21 protein-coding genes are annotated in these 22,400 nt (G+C 53.3%); 4 read left to right on the forward strand and 17 right to left on the reverse strand.

Annotation, left to right across the window (positions count from 1 at the left end; genetic code table 11):
* Positions 1-391: 391 nt before the first annotated feature.
* On the forward strand, positions 392-1,333 hold the full coding sequence (locus Q8W24_RS15765; protein WP_305415655.1) for a LysR family transcriptional regulator: 942 nt from the start codon (positions 392-394) through the stop codon (positions 1,331-1,333).
* A 44-nt stretch (positions 1,334-1,377) separates the two neighbouring features.
* On the opposite strand, the gene Q8W24_RS15770 is transcribed toward Q8W24_RS15765, so the two are convergent.
* The 17 genes from Q8W24_RS15770 to paaF form a co-directional block, all read right to left on the reverse strand.
* On the reverse strand, positions 1,378-2,340 hold the full coding sequence (locus Q8W24_RS15770; protein WP_305475914.1) for a helix-turn-helix domain-containing protein: 963 nt from the start codon (positions 2,338-2,340) through the stop codon (positions 1,378-1,380).
* Between the two features lie 27 nt (positions 2,341-2,367).
* Positions 2,368-2,847 carry a universal stress protein gene (locus tag Q8W24_RS15775; RefSeq protein ID WP_305475915.1) on the reverse strand — a complete coding sequence of 160 codons (480 nt, stop codon included), beginning with the start codon at positions 2,845-2,847 and terminating at the stop codon, positions 2,368-2,370.
* 36 nt (positions 2,848-2,883) lie between these two features.
* Positions 2,884-4,212, reverse strand: a complete 1,329-nt coding sequence (locus tag Q8W24_RS15780; RefSeq protein WP_305475916.1) for a TRAP transporter large permease — start codon at positions 4,210-4,212, stop codon at positions 2,884-2,886.
* Between the two features lie 41 nt (positions 4,213-4,253).
* The gene (locus tag Q8W24_RS15785) at positions 4,254-4,766 is read right to left on the reverse strand and encodes a TRAP transporter small permease (protein ID WP_305475917.1); all 513 of its coding nucleotides are present in this window, start codon (positions 4,764-4,766) and stop codon (positions 4,254-4,256) included.
* Between the two features lie 3 nt (positions 4,767-4,769).
* Positions 4,770-5,801 carry a TRAP transporter substrate-binding protein gene (locus Q8W24_RS15790; protein ID WP_305452083.1) on the reverse strand — a complete coding sequence of 344 codons (1,032 nt, stop codon included), beginning with the start codon at positions 5,799-5,801 and terminating at the stop codon, positions 4,770-4,772.
* Positions 5,802-6,002: 201 nt separating this feature from the next.
* Entirely contained in the window at positions 6,003-8,063 is a 2,061-nt protein-coding gene (gene paaZ / locus Q8W24_RS15795; protein ID WP_305475918.1) for a phenylacetic acid degradation bifunctional protein PaaZ, read from the reverse strand.
* 54 nt (positions 8,064-8,117) lie between these two features.
* Positions 8,118-9,194 (reverse strand): 1,2-phenylacetyl-CoA epoxidase subunit PaaE, encoded by a 1,077-nt coding sequence (paaE, locus tag Q8W24_RS15800; RefSeq protein ID WP_305452085.1) that lies wholly within the window; start codon positions 9,192-9,194, stop codon positions 8,118-8,120.
* 42 nt (positions 9,195-9,236) lie between these two features.
* Positions 9,237-9,800: a 1,2-phenylacetyl-CoA epoxidase subunit PaaD gene (gene paaD / locus Q8W24_RS15805; protein WP_305475919.1), complete on the reverse strand. Its 564-nt coding sequence runs from the start codon at positions 9,798-9,800 to the stop codon at positions 9,237-9,239.
* Positions 9,787-10,548 (reverse strand): 1,2-phenylacetyl-CoA epoxidase subunit PaaC, encoded by a 762-nt coding sequence (gene paaC / locus Q8W24_RS15810; RefSeq protein WP_305452089.1) that lies wholly within the window; start codon positions 10,546-10,548, stop codon positions 9,787-9,789. The genes paaD and paaC overlap by 14 nt, the downstream gene beginning before the upstream one ends.
* Before the next feature lie 9 nt (positions 10,549-10,557).
* Positions 10,558-10,839 (reverse strand): 1,2-phenylacetyl-CoA epoxidase subunit PaaB, encoded by a 282-nt coding sequence (paaB, locus tag Q8W24_RS15815; RefSeq protein WP_305452090.1) that lies wholly within the window; start codon positions 10,837-10,839, stop codon positions 10,558-10,560.
* A gap of 21 nt (positions 10,840-10,860) precedes the next feature.
* Positions 10,861-11,850, reverse strand: a complete 990-nt coding sequence (gene paaA, locus Q8W24_RS15820; protein ID WP_305452091.1) for a 1,2-phenylacetyl-CoA epoxidase subunit PaaA — start codon at positions 11,848-11,850, stop codon at positions 10,861-10,863.
* 179 nt (positions 11,851-12,029) lie between these two features.
* Entirely contained in the window at positions 12,030-13,349 is a 1,320-nt protein-coding gene (gene paaK / locus Q8W24_RS15825; RefSeq protein ID WP_305452092.1) for a phenylacetate--CoA ligase PaaK, read from the reverse strand.
* A gap of 155 nt (positions 13,350-13,504) precedes the next feature.
* Positions 13,505-14,719, reverse strand: a complete 1,215-nt coding sequence (pcaF, locus tag Q8W24_RS15830) for a 3-oxoadipyl-CoA thiolase (protein ID WP_305475920.1) — start codon at positions 14,717-14,719, stop codon at positions 13,505-13,507.
* Positions 14,712-15,209, reverse strand: a complete 498-nt coding sequence (gene paaI, locus Q8W24_RS15835; RefSeq protein ID WP_305475921.1) for a hydroxyphenylacetyl-CoA thioesterase PaaI — start codon at positions 15,207-15,209, stop codon at positions 14,712-14,714. Before paaI ends, pcaF begins: the two co-directional genes overlap by 8 nt.
* Positions 15,202-16,743, reverse strand: coding sequence for a 3-hydroxyacyl-CoA dehydrogenase PaaH (paaH, locus tag Q8W24_RS15840; RefSeq protein ID WP_305452095.1), 1,542 nt, complete (start codon positions 16,741-16,743; stop codon positions 15,202-15,204). Before paaH ends, paaI begins: the two co-directional genes overlap by 8 nt.
* Positions 16,744-17,535: a 2-(1,2-epoxy-1,2-dihydrophenyl)acetyl-CoA isomerase PaaG gene (gene paaG / locus Q8W24_RS15845; protein ID WP_305452132.1), complete on the reverse strand. Its 792-nt coding sequence runs from the start codon at positions 17,533-17,535 to the stop codon at positions 16,744-16,746.
* A 39-nt stretch (positions 17,536-17,574) separates the two neighbouring features.
* Entirely contained in the window at positions 17,575-18,357 is a 783-nt protein-coding gene (paaF, locus tag Q8W24_RS15850) for a 2,3-dehydroadipyl-CoA hydratase PaaF (RefSeq protein WP_305452096.1), read from the reverse strand.
* Positions 18,358-18,803: 446 nt separating this feature from the next.
* On the opposite strand from paaF, the gene paaN reads away from it, so the two are divergent.
* From paaN to paaX, 3 genes are all read left to right on the forward strand, one after another.
* On the forward strand, positions 18,804-20,516 hold the full coding sequence (gene paaN / locus Q8W24_RS15855) for a phenylacetic acid degradation protein PaaN (protein ID WP_305475922.1): 1,713 nt from the start codon (positions 18,804-18,806) through the stop codon (positions 20,514-20,516).
* 15 nt (positions 20,517-20,531) lie between these two features.
* The gene (locus Q8W24_RS15860) at positions 20,532-21,119 is read left to right on the forward strand and encodes a phenylacetic acid degradation protein PaaY (RefSeq protein WP_305475923.1); all 588 of its coding nucleotides are present in this window, start codon (positions 20,532-20,534) and stop codon (positions 21,117-21,119) included.
* Positions 21,120-21,402: 283 nt separating this feature from the next.
* A complete protein-coding gene (paaX, locus tag Q8W24_RS15865; protein WP_305475925.1) occupies positions 21,403-22,356 on the forward strand; it encodes a phenylacetic acid degradation operon negative regulatory protein PaaX in 954 nt (317 codons plus the stop codon).
* Positions 22,357-22,400: the final 44 nt, after the last annotated feature.

Consider the following 22,400-nt stretch of genomic DNA (forward strand, 5'->3'; position numbering starts at 1 on the left):
CCATAAACCCTGTCAGGGGCCACAACACAACCGGTAACATCATGCGGCCACACAACACTGACAGGCCAAGTAAACGATATAACGGTGTATTAACAACCATGTTGATATCCGCTGGCATCATGCCTTGCCGTCAGAACAGAAGCATTCAAGGTATCCAATCTGTGACATCAACAGCGGTGGACTGTACTCTCATCAGTCTGTAGACGTTACTGAATAGCGAATAATCCACATTGCCAGATTCCGTACCACCAGCGTTGCAGGCTTGCTTGCCACCGTAACAAGACCTGACGACACAATGCATCAAACCCACCATGATGATGATGTAAATACGCCTGACATTCTGCTGCCAGGTACCGTACTGACCATACCGACGCAGAGGCACACTTTTGTAATGGCCATCAAACACGCCCTGGGCCAGCTGGGGGATTATGAAATCAGACAACTCAAGGTATTCAAGGCCGTTGCCGACTGCGGCGGCTTCAGTGCTGCCGAAACCCTACTGAATATCAGCCGCCCAACCATCAGCATTCATATTGCCAATCTGGAATCACGACTGAATCTGATCTTGTGTCGCCGGGGGCGAGGGGGATTCGCCCTGACCAAAGAAGGCGAAGTGATCTACCAGCAAACACAACAACTACTCGATGCGCTGGAAGGCTTCCGCAACACCATCAACAACCTCAGTTCGACGCCATCAGGCAAGTTACGTGTGGCACTGAGTGATTCTTTTGCCAACGACCCTCGCTGCCAGTTCACCGCCATCATCAACCACTACGCCCACCAGGCACCCGCGGTCGAAGTAACAGTGGACGTCTCACATATGATCGAGATGGAACGCAAGGTACTCAACGATGAACTGGATCTGGCCTTTATTCCCTATCACCGGCAACTGGAAGGGCTGGATTATATCCACCTGTTCAGCGACCGCTGCTACCTCTACTGCGGCGCCAGCCACCCGCTGTTTCATCAGGATGACAGCCATATCAGTAACACACAGATCAACGCCATTCCGCTGGTTCATGCCGGACTGCAACCCCATGAAGAGGTGTATCAACAAATCGCTGCCATGAACCTTGCCGCGGTTTCCTATCATTACGAAACCCGCGTCGCCCTGATACGGTCCGGTATCTATGCGTCGTTTCTACCCGAAAATATTGCCGCCCCCTACGTACAGGACCGGCAACTACGCGCCATATGCCCACAGACCCGGCATTATTCCCTCGGCGCAGCCGTGATCAGCAAACGCACCAGCCAGCCGAACCGCGCACGCACTCTGTTTATCCAGACAGTGCAATCCTTGCATCAACAGGGTAAACCGGATGCGCCCTACTGAGTTTGAAATTCACAGTCTGGGTGATGCGCAGAACCAGTTATGACTCATCGACGCAAGGTTTCAGAAGGCAATTCACCAATATGCTGGCGATAATGCTGTGCAAAACGCCCAAGGTTAGAAAAACCATAATGAATCACCACCTCCGTCACATTCCTTGCCGTTCGAGGCCGGTTACTTAACTCCCGAAACACACCTTCGATTTTAAGTAAGCGAATCAACTCTCCGGGGGTACAATCCAAGGAAGACCGTAGGCGGTTATACAAAGTCTTAACACTGACCTTGCAGGCCACTGCCAGAGCAGGAATATCTGCATCTTCATGCAGCCTGGTCAGCACTTCACGACGTAACTGAGCCACCACAGTATCACTCAACGGCAGCGTCGTAATCATCTCGCAGCCCAGCCCATGATACAGCTGCAGTATCAATCCATGACAAACTTGTAGCTGATGAAAACGGATGTGTTCACGGAAGAAGTCTATTGGCCGCAACGGCTGCGTCATAACTTGTATCCATTGCTCCAGTTCTGGAGCTTGACTGACCGACAACTCCCGCCGCAATTCATTGTTCAACCAACTTCCCGCAATTGCCGTCCCGCGAAGCTCAGCCAACGGTACGACCAAAATACTGAAACTACCTTCATCATCAGCTAGCAGTGCGTTATAGCTACCTGAATGTAGCAGCAGCACCTCACCAGCATGCAATCGATAGAGAGTATTGCCGCACCGTAATTTATGACACCCTTTGTGACTGATAACTATCTGAATCATCTCTGCCGGAACTTCCCAATCACAAGACAATTCCACAGCCTGAAACGTCATCAGAACATGGCCCCAAAAATACTCAACGACCACCATATCCCTGGACGGCGGCTGACTATTATTAGAAGGAACAGCATCCCCTCTCAGCACCGCAACAGCAGTCTGAAGATAAACATCATTCTGGTATGAATGCCGTCTTTCATTTCTCAAAATACCGGGGATCGGCTGGCCCTGTTGTGAATCTGTCAAAACGTATGCCATTGTAATCCAACCCTTTTAGAGAGGAACGATCAGTACTGGCCGAACACTGTGCTCCATCACCTTGGCAGCAGTTGAACCCAACAGTTTTTTGCCGAGTCCATGACGAGTCCCTATGACGATCACACTGGCCTTAATTTCATCCGCTACACGAAGAATTTCTTGCCACGCACGCCCCTCTTCGACACGAGCAACCAACTGGTCCACTTGCAGCTGCTCGTCTATCTCCAGTTCCGCAGCGCAAAAATCCTCCACCCGCGCCAGAATCTGCTCCCGCACCGCAACAAGGCTGTCATCATGCAGGTCCTGCAACAACGGATCTTGAGCCATGAGCTGCTGCGCCAGACGGTCAGCCTGACGGCTCGGCGATTCGATCACATGCAGGTAGGTAATGTGCGATTGGTAATGGCCACACAAGCTGACTGCCGCGCGAAATGCCGGGCGCGACCCCCCCTGCAAATCAGATGCGTACAAAATACGTTTAACACCAGAGAGCATAAGACACCTCCTGTTGGATGATCAGGGTAAACGACATCAGCGATACAGCCATTCCGGCAACAGCATGGCGATCGCTGGAATAAAGACAATCAGTGCCAGACGCACAATGTCGGCACACCAGAAGGGTGTCACCCCTTTGAAAATGGTCGCCGGATTCACATTACGCAGCACCGCACTGAGCACAAACACATTCATCCCTACAGGAGGCGTGATCAGACTGATTTCGGTGACCACTACCACCACAATACCGAACCACACCAGATCAAAACCCATGCTTTGCACCAGCGGGAAAAAAATCGGCACAGTCAGCAACATCATTGACAAGCTTTCAAACACCATTCCAAGCACAATATAAATACCCAGAATCACCAGAATCACTCCCATCGGACTCATATCCAACGCCGAGACAAAGGTCAGCAAATCGGCGGGCAAACCGGCACGGTTGATAAAATCGGAAAAAATCAAAGCCCCGATCAGCACCATAAACAACATGGCGCTGGTACGTCCGGTATCCGTGAGAGCCAAAAACAGTGAGCCGAACGACAGACTGCGACGCATCAAGGCAATAATAAAAGCACCGCCAGCACCAATCCCTGCCGCTTCAGTCGGCGTAAACACGCCGAGGTAAATGCCTCCCATCACCAGCGTAAACAGAATCACCACACCCCAGACCCCTTTCATCGCCTCCAGCCGCTGTTTCCAATCCAGTTTGTCACCGCAAGGACCCGCTTCCGGAGTACGCCACACCACAAACTTGACTGCCCCGAGGTACAACAGAATACCCAACATACCAGGCAGAAAACCGGCGGCGAACAGCTCACGGATACTGGTTTCAGTCAGCAAGCCATAAATCACCAAAATCACACTAGGCGGTATCAGAATCCCCAACGTGCCACCGGCAGCGATTGAAGCCGTTGCCAGAGAATCGGCATAGCCGTACTTGCGCATCGGGGGCATGGCCACTTTGGCCATAGTCGCCGAGGTTGCCAGAGATGAACCGCAAATCGCCGAGAAACCACCGCAAGCCACCACGGTGGCCATCGACAAGCCACCACGGTGATGACCTAGAAAAGCATTGGAAGCGCGATATAACGCTTGCGACAGACCGGAGCTGGTTACCAGATTGCCCATCAGAATAAATAACGGTATGACCGACAGACTGTATTCCTGCGCTGTATCAATAACCCGGTTGGATGCCATCGCCAAAGCACTGGTCCAGCGAAACTCCAGCAGGTTATCAAACCCAAGTCCTTGTAAATAAGCGAAACCGAAAAAGCCGACCACCCCCATGGCAAAGGCGATAGGAATACGTACAATAATAATCAACAGCAATAATATAAAAAAGCCAACCAGCGCGACAATCATATGGGAGTTCCAATATAGAAAGTGGTAAAAATAATTTCAGTTCATCGCTCGTCATTAAATATTCGATATATTCCATAGCTGACCATGGCAATGGCACAGATATAGCTCATCACTGAGATATACTGAACAATATAACCAACCGGCATTTGCAAATACTCGGTGACAACTTCGCGCCGTAACGAACGCTCAGCGGTAAACATCATGCGCCCAGCCACGGCATAAAAAGCCCCAGAGACCAGCAGAGCAGATAACAACCCCAACGCCTTGACCAGTCGATGGTTCATATAACGATCCAACAGATCGACAACGACATGACCTCCGCGCCAGGTAATAACCGGCATTTCGGCAAACACCACCACCGCCAGTGCCAGCTCGGTGATCTCCACTGTGCCATCGACCGCGTTGTTTAAAAAATAGCGTCCGATCACATCGGCACACGTCAGCAGCATCAGCGCCATCAGCACGGCAGCAGCAACACACTCAAGGGAGAAGGCCAGCCACCTAGCTGGTCCCTTCTCCTCGTAGTGTTCTGATATCCAATCAGAAAACACCATCTGCTATTTCGCTCTATGGTAATTACGGGCAGTATTTCTCAACTCAGCCAAGGCCGCCTCCGCGTCAACCTTTCGGTCAGCAACAGAGTCTATCCAGAGCTTATCCATACCGGTAATCAGCGTATTGAATTGACGCGACAGCAGCTGCGCAGCTCCGACTTCGTTGATTTCTACCTTGTCGGCCTTGGCAGTGATAAAGCCTTCCCCGTCACCTTCTTCCCAGGCCGCACCAGCCATCCGGGACAATTTCTCGCCCGATACCGACATAATGGCCTTACGGTCACGTTCGCTCAGGCTATCGAGAAAATCCGGGTTGATGAACATGGAAAAGCTGCCCATGTACATGCCTTCCGGAAAAATCGTAATGTACTTGGTGACTTCGCTCAGACGTAGGCTTTTTTGCTGTGCCATCGGCATAAAGATGCCATCGATCACTCCCTGCTGCAGCATTTCGTAAGCTTTGGTGGCGGGTGCAGACACAGGAGTTACTTTCATTTTTTCTGATAATTCAGTCTGGATCCCCCCTCCTACACGAATTTTCTTGCCTTCCAGGTCAGCCAACGAGGTGACACGAAAATTCGACTGAATAGTGCCCTGGCCATGGGTAAACATCCCCAAGACCTCTAGACCTTCAAATTCATTCGCGGCGCGGAAATATTTGTCGTACACACGCCAAAGCGCCACTGAGGCAGCTTCAGCACCGACACCTAGCCCTGGCTGTTCCACAATTTGTGGCAGTTTAAAACGGCCCGGTACGTACCCGTGATAACTGAAGCTGGCATCAACCACGCCATCTTCCACCAGCTGAAACATGGTTTTCGGATGACCTAAACCGTACTCGAGTTTAACTCTAACCCGCCCTTCAGTGGCTTCTTCCACCCATTTGGCCCAGGTCGGCCAAACAATGGCATTCTGATTGTCGGTTGGTGGCAACCAGGTACCAACCCGTAATTCGGTGGCAGAATGGCTGACGGCGGAGCTCATCAATGCCGCAATTGCCACACCGGCTGCCGCCATTTTTTTAATACTGATCATGTCATTTTCACCCTTGCTTTTAGATTTATTTTATTTTGTCTCGTTATCAAACTGCGATAAAAAGCCAAATGGGCACTACTTTATCTCGGCATTAACTCATCAGGCTAAAATACCGATTTATCAACATTATCAACGCCAGAAAAATAATATTTTTATACTGCACACTCCCTTATTATATGGAAATAAAATCGTTTACCGGGGTTAATTGCCGACACCCAGTTTTTTCACCAGTGTCAGAATGTCATAGCTGGCCACCAGCCCACCCTGCTGATTGGTCACCTGAACATCCCACGCCACAACCCCCTGAGGGTCACCCTTCGGACTTTCCTTGCCCTGATCGATTTTGCGTTTACAAGTCAGCCGCGCCTGAATCGTGTCACCAATACCGACCGGATTCACAAACCGCAGGTTATCCAGGCCGTAGTTGGCCAGCACCGGGCCAACGCCGGGGGATACAAACAGACCGGCGGCGGCCGATAACACAAAATAACCATGCGCGATACGTTGTTCGAACTGCGAATCCCGTGCTGCCAGTTCATCGAAGTGCATATAAAAATGATCACCAGATAAACAACCGAAGTTGACGATATCGGCTTCGGTCACTGTACGTCGGTGCGTCAGCAACGACTCACCAATTTTCAATTCTTCAAAATGACGGCGAAACGGGTGTACTTCGGTCTCATAGGTTTGGCCACCGCGCACGTACTCTCCGGTTACGGCAGTCAACATTGTGGGCGACCCCTGCACCGCCGCACGCTGCAAATAATGCTTTACTGCCCGGATTCCTCCTAGTTCCTCGCCACCACCGGCACGACCAGGGCCGCCGTGCTTCAACATGGGCAGTGGTGATCCGTGGCCTGTCGATTCCGTAGCGGCTTCAGCATCGAGAATATGAACACGACCATGCCAGCTGGCGAGGGCGGGTACGATCCGGGCAGCCAGCTCCGGGCTTCGGGTAATCACTGACGACACCAGCGAACCCTTGCCACGAGCCGCCAGCTCAATCGCGTGGTCAATATCCCGATATGGCATCAGTGTACTGACCGGGCCAAACGCTTCAATATCATGAGCGCCACCCTCTGCATCGGGATCGCGGCACAACAGCAGGGTTGGCTCAAAGAAAGCTCCATCACTGGCACCTTCACCAAGCGGAGCGAAATCGGCCGCACCTCCATATACCCGTTCGCAGCTGGTCATCAAGGCTTCGACCTGATGACGCACGTCGCGCTGCTGGTCATGGGAAGCCAACGCTCCCATTCGTACCCCCTCAATCGCCGGATCACCGACGCGGGTTTTGGCCAACCTGGAGATCAGTTTTTCTGTCACTGCATCCACCTTGTCCGCAGGCACCAACACCCGGCGAATAGCGGTACATTTTTGCCCTGCCTTGGTGGTCATTTCACGGACAACTTCTTTTACAAACAGATCAAATTCAGCGTCGTCCGGCATTACATCCGGCGCTAGAATGGCGCAATTGAGGGAGTCGGCTTCGGCATTAAACATCACCGAGTTAGCAACCAGATTAGGCGTTACCCTCAACTTGGCCGCTGTTGCGGCTGACCCGGTGAACGTCACAATATCCTGCCCACCCAGACGATCCAGCAAGTCGCCGGTGCGACCGATCACCAACTGCAAGCTGCCTTCCGGTAACAAGCCCGACTGCTGCATCAGCCTTACAGCCGCTTCGGTGACATAGCTGGTAGAGGAACCCGGCTTGACAATACAGGGCATTCCGGCGAGGAAGTTGGGCGCAAATTTTTCCAACATGCCCCACACAGGGAAATTGAAGGCGTTGATATGCACCGCAACCCCCCGACGTGGCACCAGAATGTGACCACCCGCAAAGGCTCCTGTTGGCCCCAGCGGTATCACATCGCCTTCCGGGATCAGGTTACCAGAAGGCAATTCCCGTCGGCCCAGACTGGCGTAGGCAAACAGGGTGCCAGCGCCACCTTCAATATCAACCCAACTGTCGGCGCGAGTGGCACCACTATGGGCAGAAATGGCGTAGAGGGCTTCCTTGTGTTCGATCAGGTACTTGCCCAGCGCCCGCAAACAGGCTGCACGGCTCTGGAAATCCATCGCCAGCAGTGATTGCTGACCTGCACAACGAGCAAAGTCCAATGACTGCTCAAAATCAATGGTCTCTGCATGGGTGTGATACACCGGCTTGCCATTGACAGCGCTGGTCAGCGGGTTGGCCGCAGTCGCACCAATCCATTGGCCCGCAATAAAACTTTGTAACGTCGGTAACTGATTCATGTCGACTCCTGGAAGCTCCGGTTAAAACAGGTGATAGAAAGTGTTCAGTCATTCTTAGACTTCGTCGAAATCCAGTACCACCCTGCGACTGAGCGGGTACGACTGACACGACAATACATAACCAGCCTTTACCTCGTACTCTTCCAGGCCAACACTGACATCCATATCGACTTCACCCTCAATGACCTTACATTTGCAGGTTGAGCACACCCCTGCCTTACAGGAAAACGGCAACTCGGCGCCGTGCTCATTACCTGCTTCCAGCAAGTTGGTGGTGTTCTGGGCCAAGTCGAAGATTTTACTGTGACCATCACGAATCACCGTAATCTCACTGATGCCAGTGCCGCTGGCGGCAGCATCTGCCCGCTGTTCGCGCTTGCGCTCATTACCGACGCTGGCAAACAGTTCAAAATGGATTTTATCGGCAGCCAGACCACACTCTTTTAGGGTATCGCGCACGGTTTCTGTCATTGCTTCCGGACCACAGATAAAAGCGGCATCCAGTGTTCTGGTATCAATCCATCGACTAAACAGAGTACGGCACTTATCAGCGTCAATATGGCCGTTATACAGATCAATATCCTGCTGCTCCCGGCTAAACACGTAGATCAGGTTTAACCGCCCCATCCAAGTGTTTTTCAGGTTTTCCAGCGCTTCACGGAACATCGCCGAAGAACTGGAGCGATTGCCATAAATCACAGTGACTGTGCTATGGGGCTCCACCTCCAGCGTGCTTTTTACAATCGATAGAATCGGCGTAATGCCACTACCTGCCGCTACCAGCAGGTAGTGTCCTGCACGTTCAGGATTCAGCTCGGTATAGAAGCTGCCCATTGGTGGCATCACCTGTAGCTGGGCACCCGACTGCAACTGCTCGTTGGCAAAAGTAGAAAACAGGCCGCCAGGGACTTTTTTAACAGCAACACGGAGTTCCCCATCGTTAACACCGGTACAAATCGAATAGGAACGGCGCACGTCTTCACCTTCAATCTCAGTGCGCAAGGTCAGGTACTGGCCCTGGGTAAAGCGATAGGTGTCGGCCAGCTCAGCAGGTACGGCAAAGGCCAGTGATACTGAATCTCGTGTTTCGCGACGCAAATCGGAAACGGTTAACGAGTGAAATTGACTCATTGTCTCTCTCCAGAGCCACCGTCTTATTGGCAGTGACTCAGCTCAAATACATTTGAAATAATCGAACGGTTCCAGGCAGTCCAGGCAGCGATAAAGGGCCTTGCACGCCGTTGATCCGAATTCGCTGACACGTTCGGTGTGGACACTGCCACACTGGGGACAAGCAATCTCCGGTGCCGTGGCCAACAAACTCAGCTTGTTGGCACTGCCTACCGGTGGCGCAACCCCATAGGCGCGCAAATTTTCTCGCCCAGCGGCAGTAATCCAGTCAGTAGTCCAGGCTGGATCCAGCTGCTGCTTCAGTACCGGTTGGTGAAATCCTGCAGTAGTCAGGGCTTCTTCAATCAGGGTTTCGATAAATTCAGTCGCCGGGCAACCGGAGTAGGTGGGCGTGACGATCACCTGCAAGTGCCCCGCTGACCAGCGTACGTCGCGCACAATGCCGAGATCGACGACATTGATCACCGGCACCTCAGGATCCATCACGTCGGCCAGTACGGACCAGGCTCGCTCAATGTCCTCAGGGCTACCAGCGCGCCCCTGTCGATCACTGCCAATCAGCTCAATTACCGCCGTCGACAACGGAAGCAACTCACCAGACGGCATCAGGGTACGCTCGTTGCAGGGACTGCATTTCAGCCAGCAATACGCCCAAACACTCGGTATGCATGCCTTCACGGCCACTCAGATAAAACGAAGGCGCGGCTGGCGGCACGGTTAGCGTCGCCTGCTCAAGCACCTGACTGACGGTTGCCAGCCATTGCTCTGCGATCAATTCCGGAGCAGCTATCACTCCAGCAGCTGCCAACCGATTTTCTACTTCGTCCCCAGCCATCAACTCAACGGTAAAACGCCAAACCACATCCAGTGCCTTGACCATCCGGTCGTGGCTTTCCTCGGTGCCATCGCCAAGGCGCTGTACCCAGTCGGAGGAACGGCGCAAATGGTAGGTCACCTCCTTCAGAGCCTTCGCGGCAATCGTCGCAACACGTTTGTCGGACGAGGCTTTTAATGCCGTCAGTACGTGGTAGTGCCAAGCGTCGTAAAAGAACTGCTTCAACATCGTGACAGCAAAATCGCCGTTTGGCTGCTCGACCAGCAAGAGGTTGCGATAGGCACGCTCATCGCGACAGAAAGCCAGTTGATCGGCAGAACGACCGTCATCCAGCCGTTCTGCCGTGAACTCCAGCCAGTTGCGAGCCTGCCCAAACAGGTCGAGACCCACGTTCATCAATGCCATTTCTTCTTCCAGTGCCGGTGCCCGTCCGCACCATTCACACAGGCGTTGCCCCTGCACTACAGCGCTGTCACCGAGGCGCAGCAAGTATTCGCTCAGATCGTCATATTGGTTCATGGCAGTGCCTCACATGTGGCCGACTTCATCGGGCAGCTTGTAGAAGCTGGCATGGCGATAAACCTTGTCATCGGATGGATCGAACAAAGCTTCTTTTTCGTCGGTCGCCGACGCTGTGATCATATTGGAAGGCACAATCCACAGGCTGACTCCTTCGCTGCGACGGGTATACAAATCGCGGGCGTTTTCCAGCGCCATGTCGGTATCTGCCGCATGAACGCTGCCAACATGCTTATGGTTCAAGCCGTGTTTGCTGCGCACGAACACTTCAAAAAGAGTCCACTCAGACATAGTTTTAATCTCCGGTATCAATCAGGCAGCTGCCCGTTGTTTTTTCTTATTAGCGTGTGCAACCGCTGCCTGGCGAACCCAGGTACCGTCGCTGATGGCATTCCGGCGAGTTTCAAGGCGTTCACGGTTACAGGGGCCATTGCCTTTGATGACGTCAAAAAATTCCCCCCACTGAATCTCACCGAAATCGTAGTGGCCTCGCTCTGCATTCCACTTGAGGTCGGGATCGGGGGCGCTACAGCCGAGAATTTCCAGCTGTGGCACGGTCTGGTCGATAAAGCGCTGACGCAATTCATCGTTGGTGTGACGTTTGATTTTCCAGGCCATGGATTGCGCACTGTTGGGTGAGTCAGCATCGCTGGGGCCAAACATCATCAAGGCTGGCCACCACAGACGATTGATAGCGTCTTGCACCATTGCTTTCTGGGCGTCATTTCCCTGTTGCATCATAGTCAGCAGCATTTCGTAACCCTGACGCTGGTGAAAACTTTCTTCCTTGCAAATACGGATCATGGCGCGGGAATACGGGCCGTAAGACGTGCGCTGCAACACCACCTGGTTCACGATGGCAGCACCGTCGACCAACCAACCAACAGCACCCATATCCGCCCAGTTCAAAGTCGGATAATTGAAGATAGAGGAATATTTGGCCCGGCCACTGTGCAATTTTTCAACTTCTTCATCACGATCGGCACCGAGGGTCTCCATCGCACTGTACAGATACAGTCCATGACCCGCTTCATCCTGAATTTTCGCCATCAGCTGCAGTTTGCGCTTGAAGGTCGGGGCACGAGTGACCCAGTTCCCTTCTGGCAACATGCCGACAATTTCCGAGTGGGCATGCTGGGACACCTGACGAATCAGGGTCTTGCGATAGGCGTCTGGCATCCAGTTTTTGGGCTCAATCTTGATTTCCGCATCAACCTTTTCCTGAAAGGCGCGCTCTTCCGGGGACATGTCGTCCAGAGCTTTGACTTGCTTGACCCCTGTCTCAACCATTTGTGCGTACATGAATATCTCCGGTAGTACTGGGCAGCCGCTGCTGCCGTTGATTTCAATAATGATACTAAAAACCAACTTAAATAAAATATTTTGTATCACTTGAAGAGCGAAATTATCCGATCCCAGGGACATTGGCCTGGATTGACCAACCCACGACAGGAAGCTCTGGCCAAACAGCGCCCTGTTCGTTAGCCCTGTCGCCGTTTGTCGAACACCCGCTGAGCCTTTCCCTCTGATCGGGCAATAGTGCCTATACCACGTACATCAACAGCCACACTGATACCCACTGATGACTTCACGTGGTGCTTCAGTTCCTGCACCAAACGCTGGGTCTGTGCCTCATCCAGATAGTGGAATTCTGGCCGCAGCTCTACGTGCACTTCCATGCTATCCATGTTTCCTTTGCGATACAGGTGTATCGCATAAGTTTCTGAGAACTGTGGAACTTTAACCACCTCTTCTTCGATCTGAGTGGGAAAGACGTTAACACCACGAATAATCATCATGTCATCGCTACGACCGGTAATCTTGTCGATCCGGCGCATCCGGCGAGCACTGCCAGGCAACAATCGGGTCAGATCTCGGGTGCGATAGCGAATCATCGGCAAGGCTTCCTTGCTAAGGGTGGTAAACACCAGCTCGCCCATCTCACCATCCGCTAGAACTGCACCGGTGGCCGGGTTAATAATCTCCGGATAGAAGTGATCTTCCCAAACGGTCGGACCATCTTTGGTTTCCGCACACTCCATCGCCACGCCGGGCCCCATGATTTCCGACAGGCCATAGATATCCAGCGCCTGAATGCCCAGCCGCTGCTCCACTGAACGACGTAGCTCATCAGTCCATGGCTCCGCACCAAAAATACCCAACCGCAAGGACAGATCATCTGGAGTAATGCCCTGACGCTCCATTTCATCGGCGATATTGAGCATATAGGAAGGGGTAACCATGATAATGTCAGGCTGGAAGTCACGAATCAGGCGCACCTGTTTTTCAGTCTGGCCACCAGACATCGGAATCACACTACAACCCAGGCGTTCAGCTCCGTAATGCGCGCCCAGTCCACCGGTAAACAATCCATAACCATAAGAGATATGCACCTTGTCACCACGATGACCACCTGCCGCCCGAATGGAACGAGCAACGATGTTGGCCCAGGTATCAATGTCATTCTGGGTATATCCCACCACCGTCGGCTTGCCAGTGGTGCCACTGGAGGCGTGCAAGCGCACGATGTCATCCATCGAGGTCGCGAACATGCCATACGGGTAGTTGTCACGCAGGTCGGCTTTGGTGGTAAAAGGCAGCTTGGCCAAATCATCCAGCGACTGAATGTCTTCCGGGTGAATACCGGCCGCATCAAAACGCTGGCGATACAGCGGCACGTTATGGTAAGCGTGACCAATACTCCATTTCAGCCGCTGCAGCTGATGGGCACGTAATTCATCTATGCTGGCAGTTTCCATCGGATCGAGCTGATCCTGCTTGAACTGGTCTCGAATATTCATGCTGAGTCTCTCTATCTATCTTTTATTGTTGTTTTGATAAGGTAATGAAACCCACTCAGGGGTTCTGCAGCATCCAACTGGGCGCCGACTGTTTTCTTTTTTATATTTTCCGACTAGCCAAAGGCCGCCAGGCCAGTGCCGACTATCCGGTCAGCTCAGTCATTTGTTAGCTCAATCACCATTGCAATCCCTTGGCCAACACCGATACACATGGTACAGAGAGCATAGCGACCACCGATACGTTGCAATTGATACATTGCGGTCATTACCAGACGAGCACCACTGGCTCCCAGCGGATGGCCGAGCGCTATGGCACCGCCGTTCGGATTAACGTGAGTCGAATCATCCGCCAGGCCCAGCTCACGCAGTACCGCCAGGCCTTGAGAGGCGAACGCTTCATTGAGTTCGATCACATCCATCTGTGCCAGCGTCAGACCTGCTTTAGCCAACACTTTTCGGGTTGCCAGTACCGGGCCAAAGCCCATAATGCGTGGTTCCAGCCCAGCGGTAGCCATCGCCACAACACGCGCTTTGGGTATCAGGCCGTTTTTCTCTGCAGCAGCTCTGGAAGCAATCAATAGCGCGCAGGCACCGTCGTTCACACCGGATGCGTTACCGGCTGTAACCGAACCACCCTCACGGAAGGGCGCTTTCAACTTGGCCAGCCCTTCCAATGTCGTGGATGCTCGCGGATGCTCATCGGTATCCACCACAATATCCTCACCCTTGCGTTGCGGGATCACCACCGGGCAAATTTCTTCGTTGAACAAGCCAGCGTCCATAGCAGCGGCCGTTTTCTGCTGACTGCGGTAGGCAAACAGATCCTGATCTGCACGGGATATATTAAAATCTTCAGCGACGTTTTCGGCGGTTTCCGGCATTGATTCCACACCATATTGCGCTTTTATTTTCTGATTGATAAAACGCCAGCCAATGGTGGTGTCGTACAACCCGTTCGCTGTGCGACTAAAAGCGGATTCGGCCTTGCCCATCACAAAAGGGGCACGAGACATGGATTCACAACCACCCGCGATCATCAGTTCAGTTTCTCCAGACTTGATCGCCCGCGCTGCAAGACCAATAGCATCCATACCAGAGCCGCAGAGGCGGTTGACTGTCGTGCCCGGCACCGAGACTGGCAAACCGGCCAGCAATGCCGACATGCGCGCAACGTTGCGGTTGTCTTCACCAGCCTGGTTGGCATTGCCATAAATCACATCATCAACCGAAGCCCAATCGACATCGGGGTTACGCGCCATCAGCGCCTTCAGCGGAATAGCACCCAAATCATCGGTACGCACCGGAGCCAGAGCGCCGCCGTAACGGCCAAAAGGGGTGCGGATGGCGTCGCAAATATAGGCATCAATCATTGTTGTTCTCCTGGGTGTTGGTGGCTTGAATATGAGTTTTCGGCTCCAGAATCTGGCCACGCACCCGGTAGGATTTGCCATGAAACAAGGCAATCAGATGACCATCCTGATTATGAATTTCGACATCGTAGTTGCCGGTCCGACCACTGCGGTTGCGCTCAACCGCCGTTGCCGTCAGCACATCTCCACCGCGTCCCGGCGCAACATAATCGATGGCGCAACCGATCGCGACAGTGGGCTCGTTGTAGGTATTGCAGGCGAAAGCGAACGCAGAGTCCGCCAGCGTAAACAGATAACCACCGTGACAAGTCTGATGACCCTGCAACATAAAATCAGCCACTGTCATCGCTACCGTGGATTGGCCCGGTGACGATCGCAGCAGCTCGATGCCCAGATGTTGTGTCGCGCGATCACGGCGATACAACTCGTTGGCACAAGCCACCGCCAGTTCCTCGGCACTCATCGCTTGCAGGTGCGGTTGATCAGTCATGGAAACGACCTCCTTGCAGTGCCAGACGACGAATCAACAAGGAAGGACGATAACGATCATCGCCGTAAGCCGCCTGCAAATGAGTCAACAGCTGGTCGACTCTGGCAAGGCCGATCTGATCGGCCCACCGCAACGGCCCACGAGGATAATTCACCCCAAAACACATGGCGGTATCGACGCCGATTGCATCACCAACCCCCTGCAATACGGCATCCGCACCTTCATTCGCCAACATGCAAACCGTTCGCATCACCGCCAACCCCGGCACATCGGTCAGCTCACTGACCTGAATCCCGGCCTGAGCCAAGCAGTCCACGACTTGCTGAACTGCGTCTGTCGATGTGTTGTGAGCACGGCTAATGGCCAGTCTGGATGCCTGGTTGTAGTCCAGCGCCAAATCAATCAGCACCAAGTTAGTGAGACCCTCTTCCAGCGCCCGCTGACATGCCAGTCGACCGTCAGTCAAAGCGACGGTGGCGGTTCCGATGCGCAACACCCCGGCATCGGATGCAGACTCCTGATCCACCGTGATACCCGCTTGTGCCAGCCGTTGCACCAATACCGACAGCAAACCGACATCACCAAGTGCCACACATCCGGATGGAGTATCAGAACTGACCGGCACGGTAAGGGCTAACGGTTTCTCAGCAGCCTCACCGTAGTGATAAAAACCGCGACGGGCCTTTCGGCCCAGATAGCCAGCATCGACCAGCTCTTTCTGGATCAGTGAGGGCTGGAAACGGAAGTCGCCGTAATAGGCAGTAAAAACAGAGCAGGTCACCGCATAGTTAACGTCATGACCGATCAGGTCGGTCAGTTCAAACGCTCCCATACGAAAACCGCCAGCATCGCGCATCAAGGCATCCAACGTGGCACAATCACCGGCCTGCTCCTGCAGCAGACGCAGACTTTCAGCATAAAACGGACGCGCCACTCGATTCACAATAAAGCCCGGTGTGGAGAGGGTATGCACCGGCTTTTTGCCCCAGTTCAGGGCAGTGTCGTACACAGTGCTGGCGACATTGGAATCCGTTGCCAGGCCAGACACCACCTCCACCAGCTTCATGATCGGAGCTGGATTAAAGAAGTGCATACCGATGATACGGCCAGGATACCGGCAGTCGGCGGCCAGACTGGTGATGGATAACGACGAAGTATTGCTGGCCAGAATGCAATCGCAGGAGCAAACGTCTTCCAGTGTTGCCAATACGCTGCGCTTGACGTCGAGGTTTTCAACAATGGCCTCGATCACCAGCTTGGCATCCGCCAATGCTTCAATGTCATCAACCGGAGTGATACGAGACAGTACCGCATCACGCTGTTCAGCCGTGAGTTTGCCACGAGCAACCAACTTATTCAGCTGAGCAGCCATCGTATCAATGGCATGGGCAGCAGCACCTTCGCGATTGTCATACAGTTTCACCGGGTGACCGGCCTGGGCCGCGACCTGAGCGATACCCGCTCCCATCGCACCGGCACCAATGACGGCAACCAGAGTGTCGATACTCAATGTATGGGTCTGTTCTGGCATCATTCAGCGCCCCTTGAATTCAGGTGTGCGTTTTTCCATAAAGGCTTTTACGCCTTCGCGGTAGTCGGCAGTACGACCGGCCAAACGCTGTAGATCTCTCTCCAGCGTCATCTGCTCCTCGAAGCTGTTGCTGACGCTGCGATTCAAGGCACGCTTGATCAGCGCCAAACCTTGCGTCGGTTGAATCGCTAATTGCTTCGCCAGCATCAGTGCTTCGTTACGCAAGGCTTCGTCATCCACCACGCGGTAGATCATGCCCCAGTCATACGCTTGCTCAGCCGTAACAGGCGTTCCCAGCAAGGCCATTTGTTTAGCACGGGCCAGGCCGACCAAGCGTGGCAGAAACCAGCTACCACCAGAATCCGGCACCAGACCAATTTTGCAGAACGCCTGAATAAACTTGGCGGAGCGGGCCGCCAGTACCAGGTCACACGCCAAAGGAATATTCGCACCAGCACCGGCTGCGACGCCGTTGACAGCACAGATCACAGGCATCGGCAAGTCTTGCAGGGTCTTGATCAATGGGTTGTAAAAGCGTTCGATCGACAACCCCAGATCCGGTGAATCAGCATTAGGGTCAACATTGCGGTCAGATAAATCCTGGCCGGCACAAAAACCGCGGCCCTCTGCCGTCAACAGCAAGGCGCGGACCTCCGGATTGCCGACAGTCGCTTTCAGGGCCTCTTTGACTTCAAGGTGCATGGCTTCGTTAAAGCTATTCAACGCTTTGGGACGGTTCAAACTGAGGATGGCAACGCCGTCCTCAACGGAATACAGAATATGCTCGAAATTCATAGGCATATTGCTCCTGGAGATCAGAATGGGTTGCCAGCACTACTGGCCGTTAAATTCCGGTTTGCGCTTTTCCTGGAAGGCGGCAATACCCTCATTGCGGTCGGCGGTGCCAGCCAGCACAGTAAAAGCATGGCGCTCGAAACGGAGGCCTGAGGCGAGATCGGTATCCATACCTTTGAGCACCGACTCTTTGGCCAGGCGCACTGCCAGTGGTGCCTTACAGGCAATACTGGCAGCAACAGCCAATGCCCGCTCAACCGTCAATTCAGGTTGGGTAATCTCACTGACCAGACCGGATTGCTGGGCTTGTCGGGCGGTGATCGGCGAACCAGTCAGTATCATCTGCATCGCCATCGACTTGCCCACCGCCCGCAACAATCGCTGCGTACCCCCGGCACCAGGCATAATGCCAAGGTTGATTTCCGGTTGTCCGAAGCGCGCGTCTGTGCCGGCAAGAATAATATCGGCGTGCATCGCCAACTCGCAGCCACCGCCCAAACAAAAGCCATTCACGGCGGCAACCAGCGGCTTGGGGAAACGGCTAATCCGCTGCCAGTGCTGCTGGCGAGGGTCATTCAGAATACCGACCAAATCCCGCTCGGCCATTTCCTTGATATCGGCTCCGGCCGCAAAGGCCTTGCGGTTACCGGTGAGAACCAGCACTCGAATGTCGTCCGTGATTTCTGCCAGATCCATGACCGCTGACAACTCACCCAGCATGGCGGTGGTCAGGGAATTGAGTGCCTCAGGGCGATTCAGCTCAATCAGCTGAACTCCTGCACTGACCTTATGCACGACCAGTGTCGCGTAGCGTTTTGTCATCTGAGTAACCTGTCCGATTTTGTTTTTATAGCGTTTCGGCAATGACTTAAGGAGCAGACGTTTTCGTTCCAATTCGCTCCAGAACCCTGACAGCGTCAGCCTTGAAGCAAGGAGCGGATTTGTTTGGCCTGCATCAATACCTATCAATGCTGCCCAAAATTAAGATACAAAACAATTTTTTATTTTTTATTTTATGTATCGAATTTAGATTTTACATGGAAAAACCCTCTGAAAAATCAATAGACGCGAGCATTTTTCGATTAAAAACCAATATTTTTCAAATAGATAGAAAATAAAATGGATTCAAATACATCATTTCAAGACAATCCAAACAACACCAACAGATGCCGTTTCAATCAACAACTACCTATGATTTGATACAGTAAATAACAAATAATAGATATTTTAGTGTCTTTAAAACAAAAATACTCATTAATGGAGTTGTTATGTCGCCTGATGCCATGACGAACTGCCAGACCACGCTCTGGTTTTCCCGCTACTCGCCCCTGCTGGATCAGGCCATCAAGGCGATTCATCAGCGCGGTTACTGGGCTCCTTTCCCGGAACATCCCAAAGCGTACCCGGCGGAATCACTGGCCAGCGCGGCAGCAGAATTCCAGACCTTGCTCGGACAGCCGTTCAAGCTGCAAGGAGTAGAGGAGATTGGACGAGCGGGCCAGGAGCAATCCCCCTACGGCTTCGCCCTTGGTATCCACTATCCGCAGTACGACCCAGATACGTTACTGGCAACCCAGCAATCACTGATTGGTGGCTGGCGCGATGCCGGGCCACACGCCAGGGTGGCGGTCGCTATGGAAGCCATTCACCGGTTAAATACACTCAGTCCGCTAATGGCTCAGGCGGTACAACACACCACTGGACAATCCGCCAATATGGCATTCCAGGCCGGTGGCCCCCACGCCCAGGACAGGGCTGTAGAAGCCGTTGCCTACAGCTGGGATGCCATGATGGAGATACCACAATCCGTCTTATGGCAAAAACCCATGGGCAAACGTGGTCAACTCTCATTGACTAAACATTGGCATATCGTGCCTCGGGGAATATCACTCAGCATCGCCTGTTGCACCTTCCCGACCTGGAATACCTACCCCGGATTGTTTGCCAGTCTGGTGACGGGCAATCCGGTAGTCATAAAACCCCACCCGGATTCGATTCTGCCGCTGGCACTGACCGTCAGAGTACTGCAAGAGGTGCTTACCGAAGCCGGATACGATCCGCGCCTGGTAATGCTCGCGGTCGACACTCGAGCAGCCCCACTGGCGGCCCGACTGGCAACCGATCCACGGGTGCGGCTGATTGATTTCACCGGCTCAAGCCACTTTGGCAACTGGCTGGAACAGCATGCTCACCAGGCGGAAGTGTTTACCGAAAAAGCCGGGCTCAACACCGTGATTATTGACAGCATGACGGACATCACTGCAGTTGCTGGCAATCTCGGTTTCTCACTCAGTCTCTACTCTGGGCAAATGTGCACCTCTCCCCAAGTCATTTATATTCCTGCCAGCGGCGTGACGGCAGAAGACAAATGCTGGTCATTTGAGCAGGTAGCGGATGCATTGGTCAGCAGTATTACCCAATGGATCGCCGATCCGTCACAGGCGTGCGGCTTCCTCGGCGCAATTCAAAGTGAAGACACCTTGGTCAGAATTCAGCAATGCCGGGAAGCGATCACAGGACGGGGCAGCGTATTACTCGATAGCAAAAGCCTGATTCATCCAGATTTTCCCGCAGCTCGCGTACAAACGCCACTGCTGCTCGCTCTGGCAAGCCAGGATCAGGACCTGTATGGCAAAGAACAGTTTGGCCCGATTGCGTATCTGGTTCGTACCCGCGACACCGCAGAATCCCTGTCACTGGCACGCCAGACCTTGTCAGCTCAAGGCGCGATTGCACTGGCTATCTACACCACCCGCGACGATGTGCTGGCGCAGGCAGAAAATCTGGCTCAGGACGTCGCAGTCTCGTTATCCATCAACCTGGATGGCAGTTTTTATATGAACCAGTCCGCCACATTCAGTGATTTTCATGGCTCTGGTGGCAACCCGGCAGCCAACACTTCTCTCACCGACAGAGGGTTTGTCAGTCGTCGCTTTGTCGTGATACAAAGCCGTCGTCCAGCGACCGCCGCCACTGACTGATCAGGAGAACTTTATATGCCTTGTTACAAAATCGATGGCGTGACACCAGTGGTTCATCCCAGTGCCTATGTCCACCCAACTGCCGTACTGATTGGCGATGTGATCATCGGAGCACAATGCTACGTTGGCCCGGCCGCCAGTCTGCGTGGTGATTTCGGCCGCATCGTTATGGAAGACGGTGCCAACATCCAGGATACCTGTGTGGTACATGGTTTCCCGCAAAGCAGCACGATTATTCGCCGCCATGGCCATATCGGTCACGGCGCAGTGCTTCACGGTTGCATTATCGGTGAAGATACCCTGATTGGCATGAATGCCGTCGTGATGGATGGTGCCGATATCGGTGCCGAATCAATCGTCTCGGCCTCCTCCTTCATCAAAAACCGTTTTACCTGCCCTCCGCGTTCCATGGTGATGGGCACGCCTGGGGTTATCAAACGTCAAGTCACGGATGATGAATTACACTGGAAACAGCTCGGCACGCAACAATATATCGAGCTGTCACGCCGCTGTTTGGAAAGCCTGGTAGAGTGCTCGCCACTCAATGCCGAAGAGCCAGGTCGCCAAGGGGTCGTTGATACCGGCCACCGGCCAAAAATATAACCCTGCCCATTCGCTACTGTTCAGTTGGATAATAGATGCCAACCTTCCGGGCTGGTAATCTTGACTGCTGTCGCGCTACTACCATGAAGGCAGTCACTGCAAAACCCAGACAGGCTATGTAGAATTTTCCAGATGCCAAGCTGTAAACATGACTCCAGGATACCAGCTCATAGACCGTTCTCAATTATTGTCTCCTCATACCCGCTGCTACTCGGAAACACCTTTTCAGCCCCTGTTAAACTGCCAATTGGTGCCCTCGATCTTCGACCGGAATTTCTTGAATATGAAGTCATTGAACACACTGGATGCGGTGATAAAGCGCTTCCAGAGCCAAACACCTATGCGTGCAACCTCACTGGTAATCACGATTTATGGCGATGCGATTGAACCACACGGAGGGACGGTCTGGCTGGGTAGCCTGATCAAACTGCTAGAGCCTATCGGGATCAACGAACGCCTGATGCGTACCACTATTTTTCGTCTAACCCAGGACGGCTGGCTAATGAGTGACAAGGTGGGCCGGCGTAGCTACTACAGCCTGACTGATCCAGGCCGACGCAAGTTCAAAAAAGCGTTTCGCCGCGTATACAGTTCAAAGTCCGCCGCCTGGGACGGCTCTTGGTCACTGATTCTCACTCAGCAGCTCAGCCCTGAGCAGCGCAAGCAATTGCTGGATGAACTTGAATGGCAAGGATTTGGTGTGTTGTCACCTGGTTTGCTAGGCAGCCCCAGAGCTAACTCTGCGGAAGTCAACTCCGCGCTTTCGCTGCTGGAACTCAGCGACAAGGTCGTGCTGTTTGAAACCTCTGCCAGGGAAGAGCTGCTAACAGGGAAACCAATCCGGATGCTGGTACGCGACAGCTGGGGCCTGCCTGAGCTAGGAGCCCGCTATCAAGACTTTATCGATCTGTTCAGGCCAATGTGGCAGGAGTTGAACGACAATAAGGAACGAGATCAACAGGCCTGTTTTTTGGCGCGCATACTGCTGATTCATGAATACCGCAAACTGGTATTGCGAGACCCTCTGTTACCAGAAGAACTGCTGCCCGGCGACTGGGAAGGCCGCGCCGCCAGACAGCTGTGCCGCAACATTTACCGCAGCCTGACTCCCCATGCAGAGCAATGGATCGCTGAACAACTGGAAACCGCTGAAGGGCCATTGCCAGCAGCATCGGCTTCTTTTTATCAGCGTTTTGATGGCCTGAAGCCGCAGACACCAAGGCTGATGACCACCTAGTTGGCCCTGCCAAAGAATAAATACAGCAGCCAACTTGAACACCT

Source organism: Oceanobacter sp. 4_MG-2023, from assembly GCF_030689165.1.
Classification (GTDB): domain Bacteria; phylum Pseudomonadota; class Gammaproteobacteria; order Pseudomonadales; family Oceanobacteraceae; genus Oceanobacter.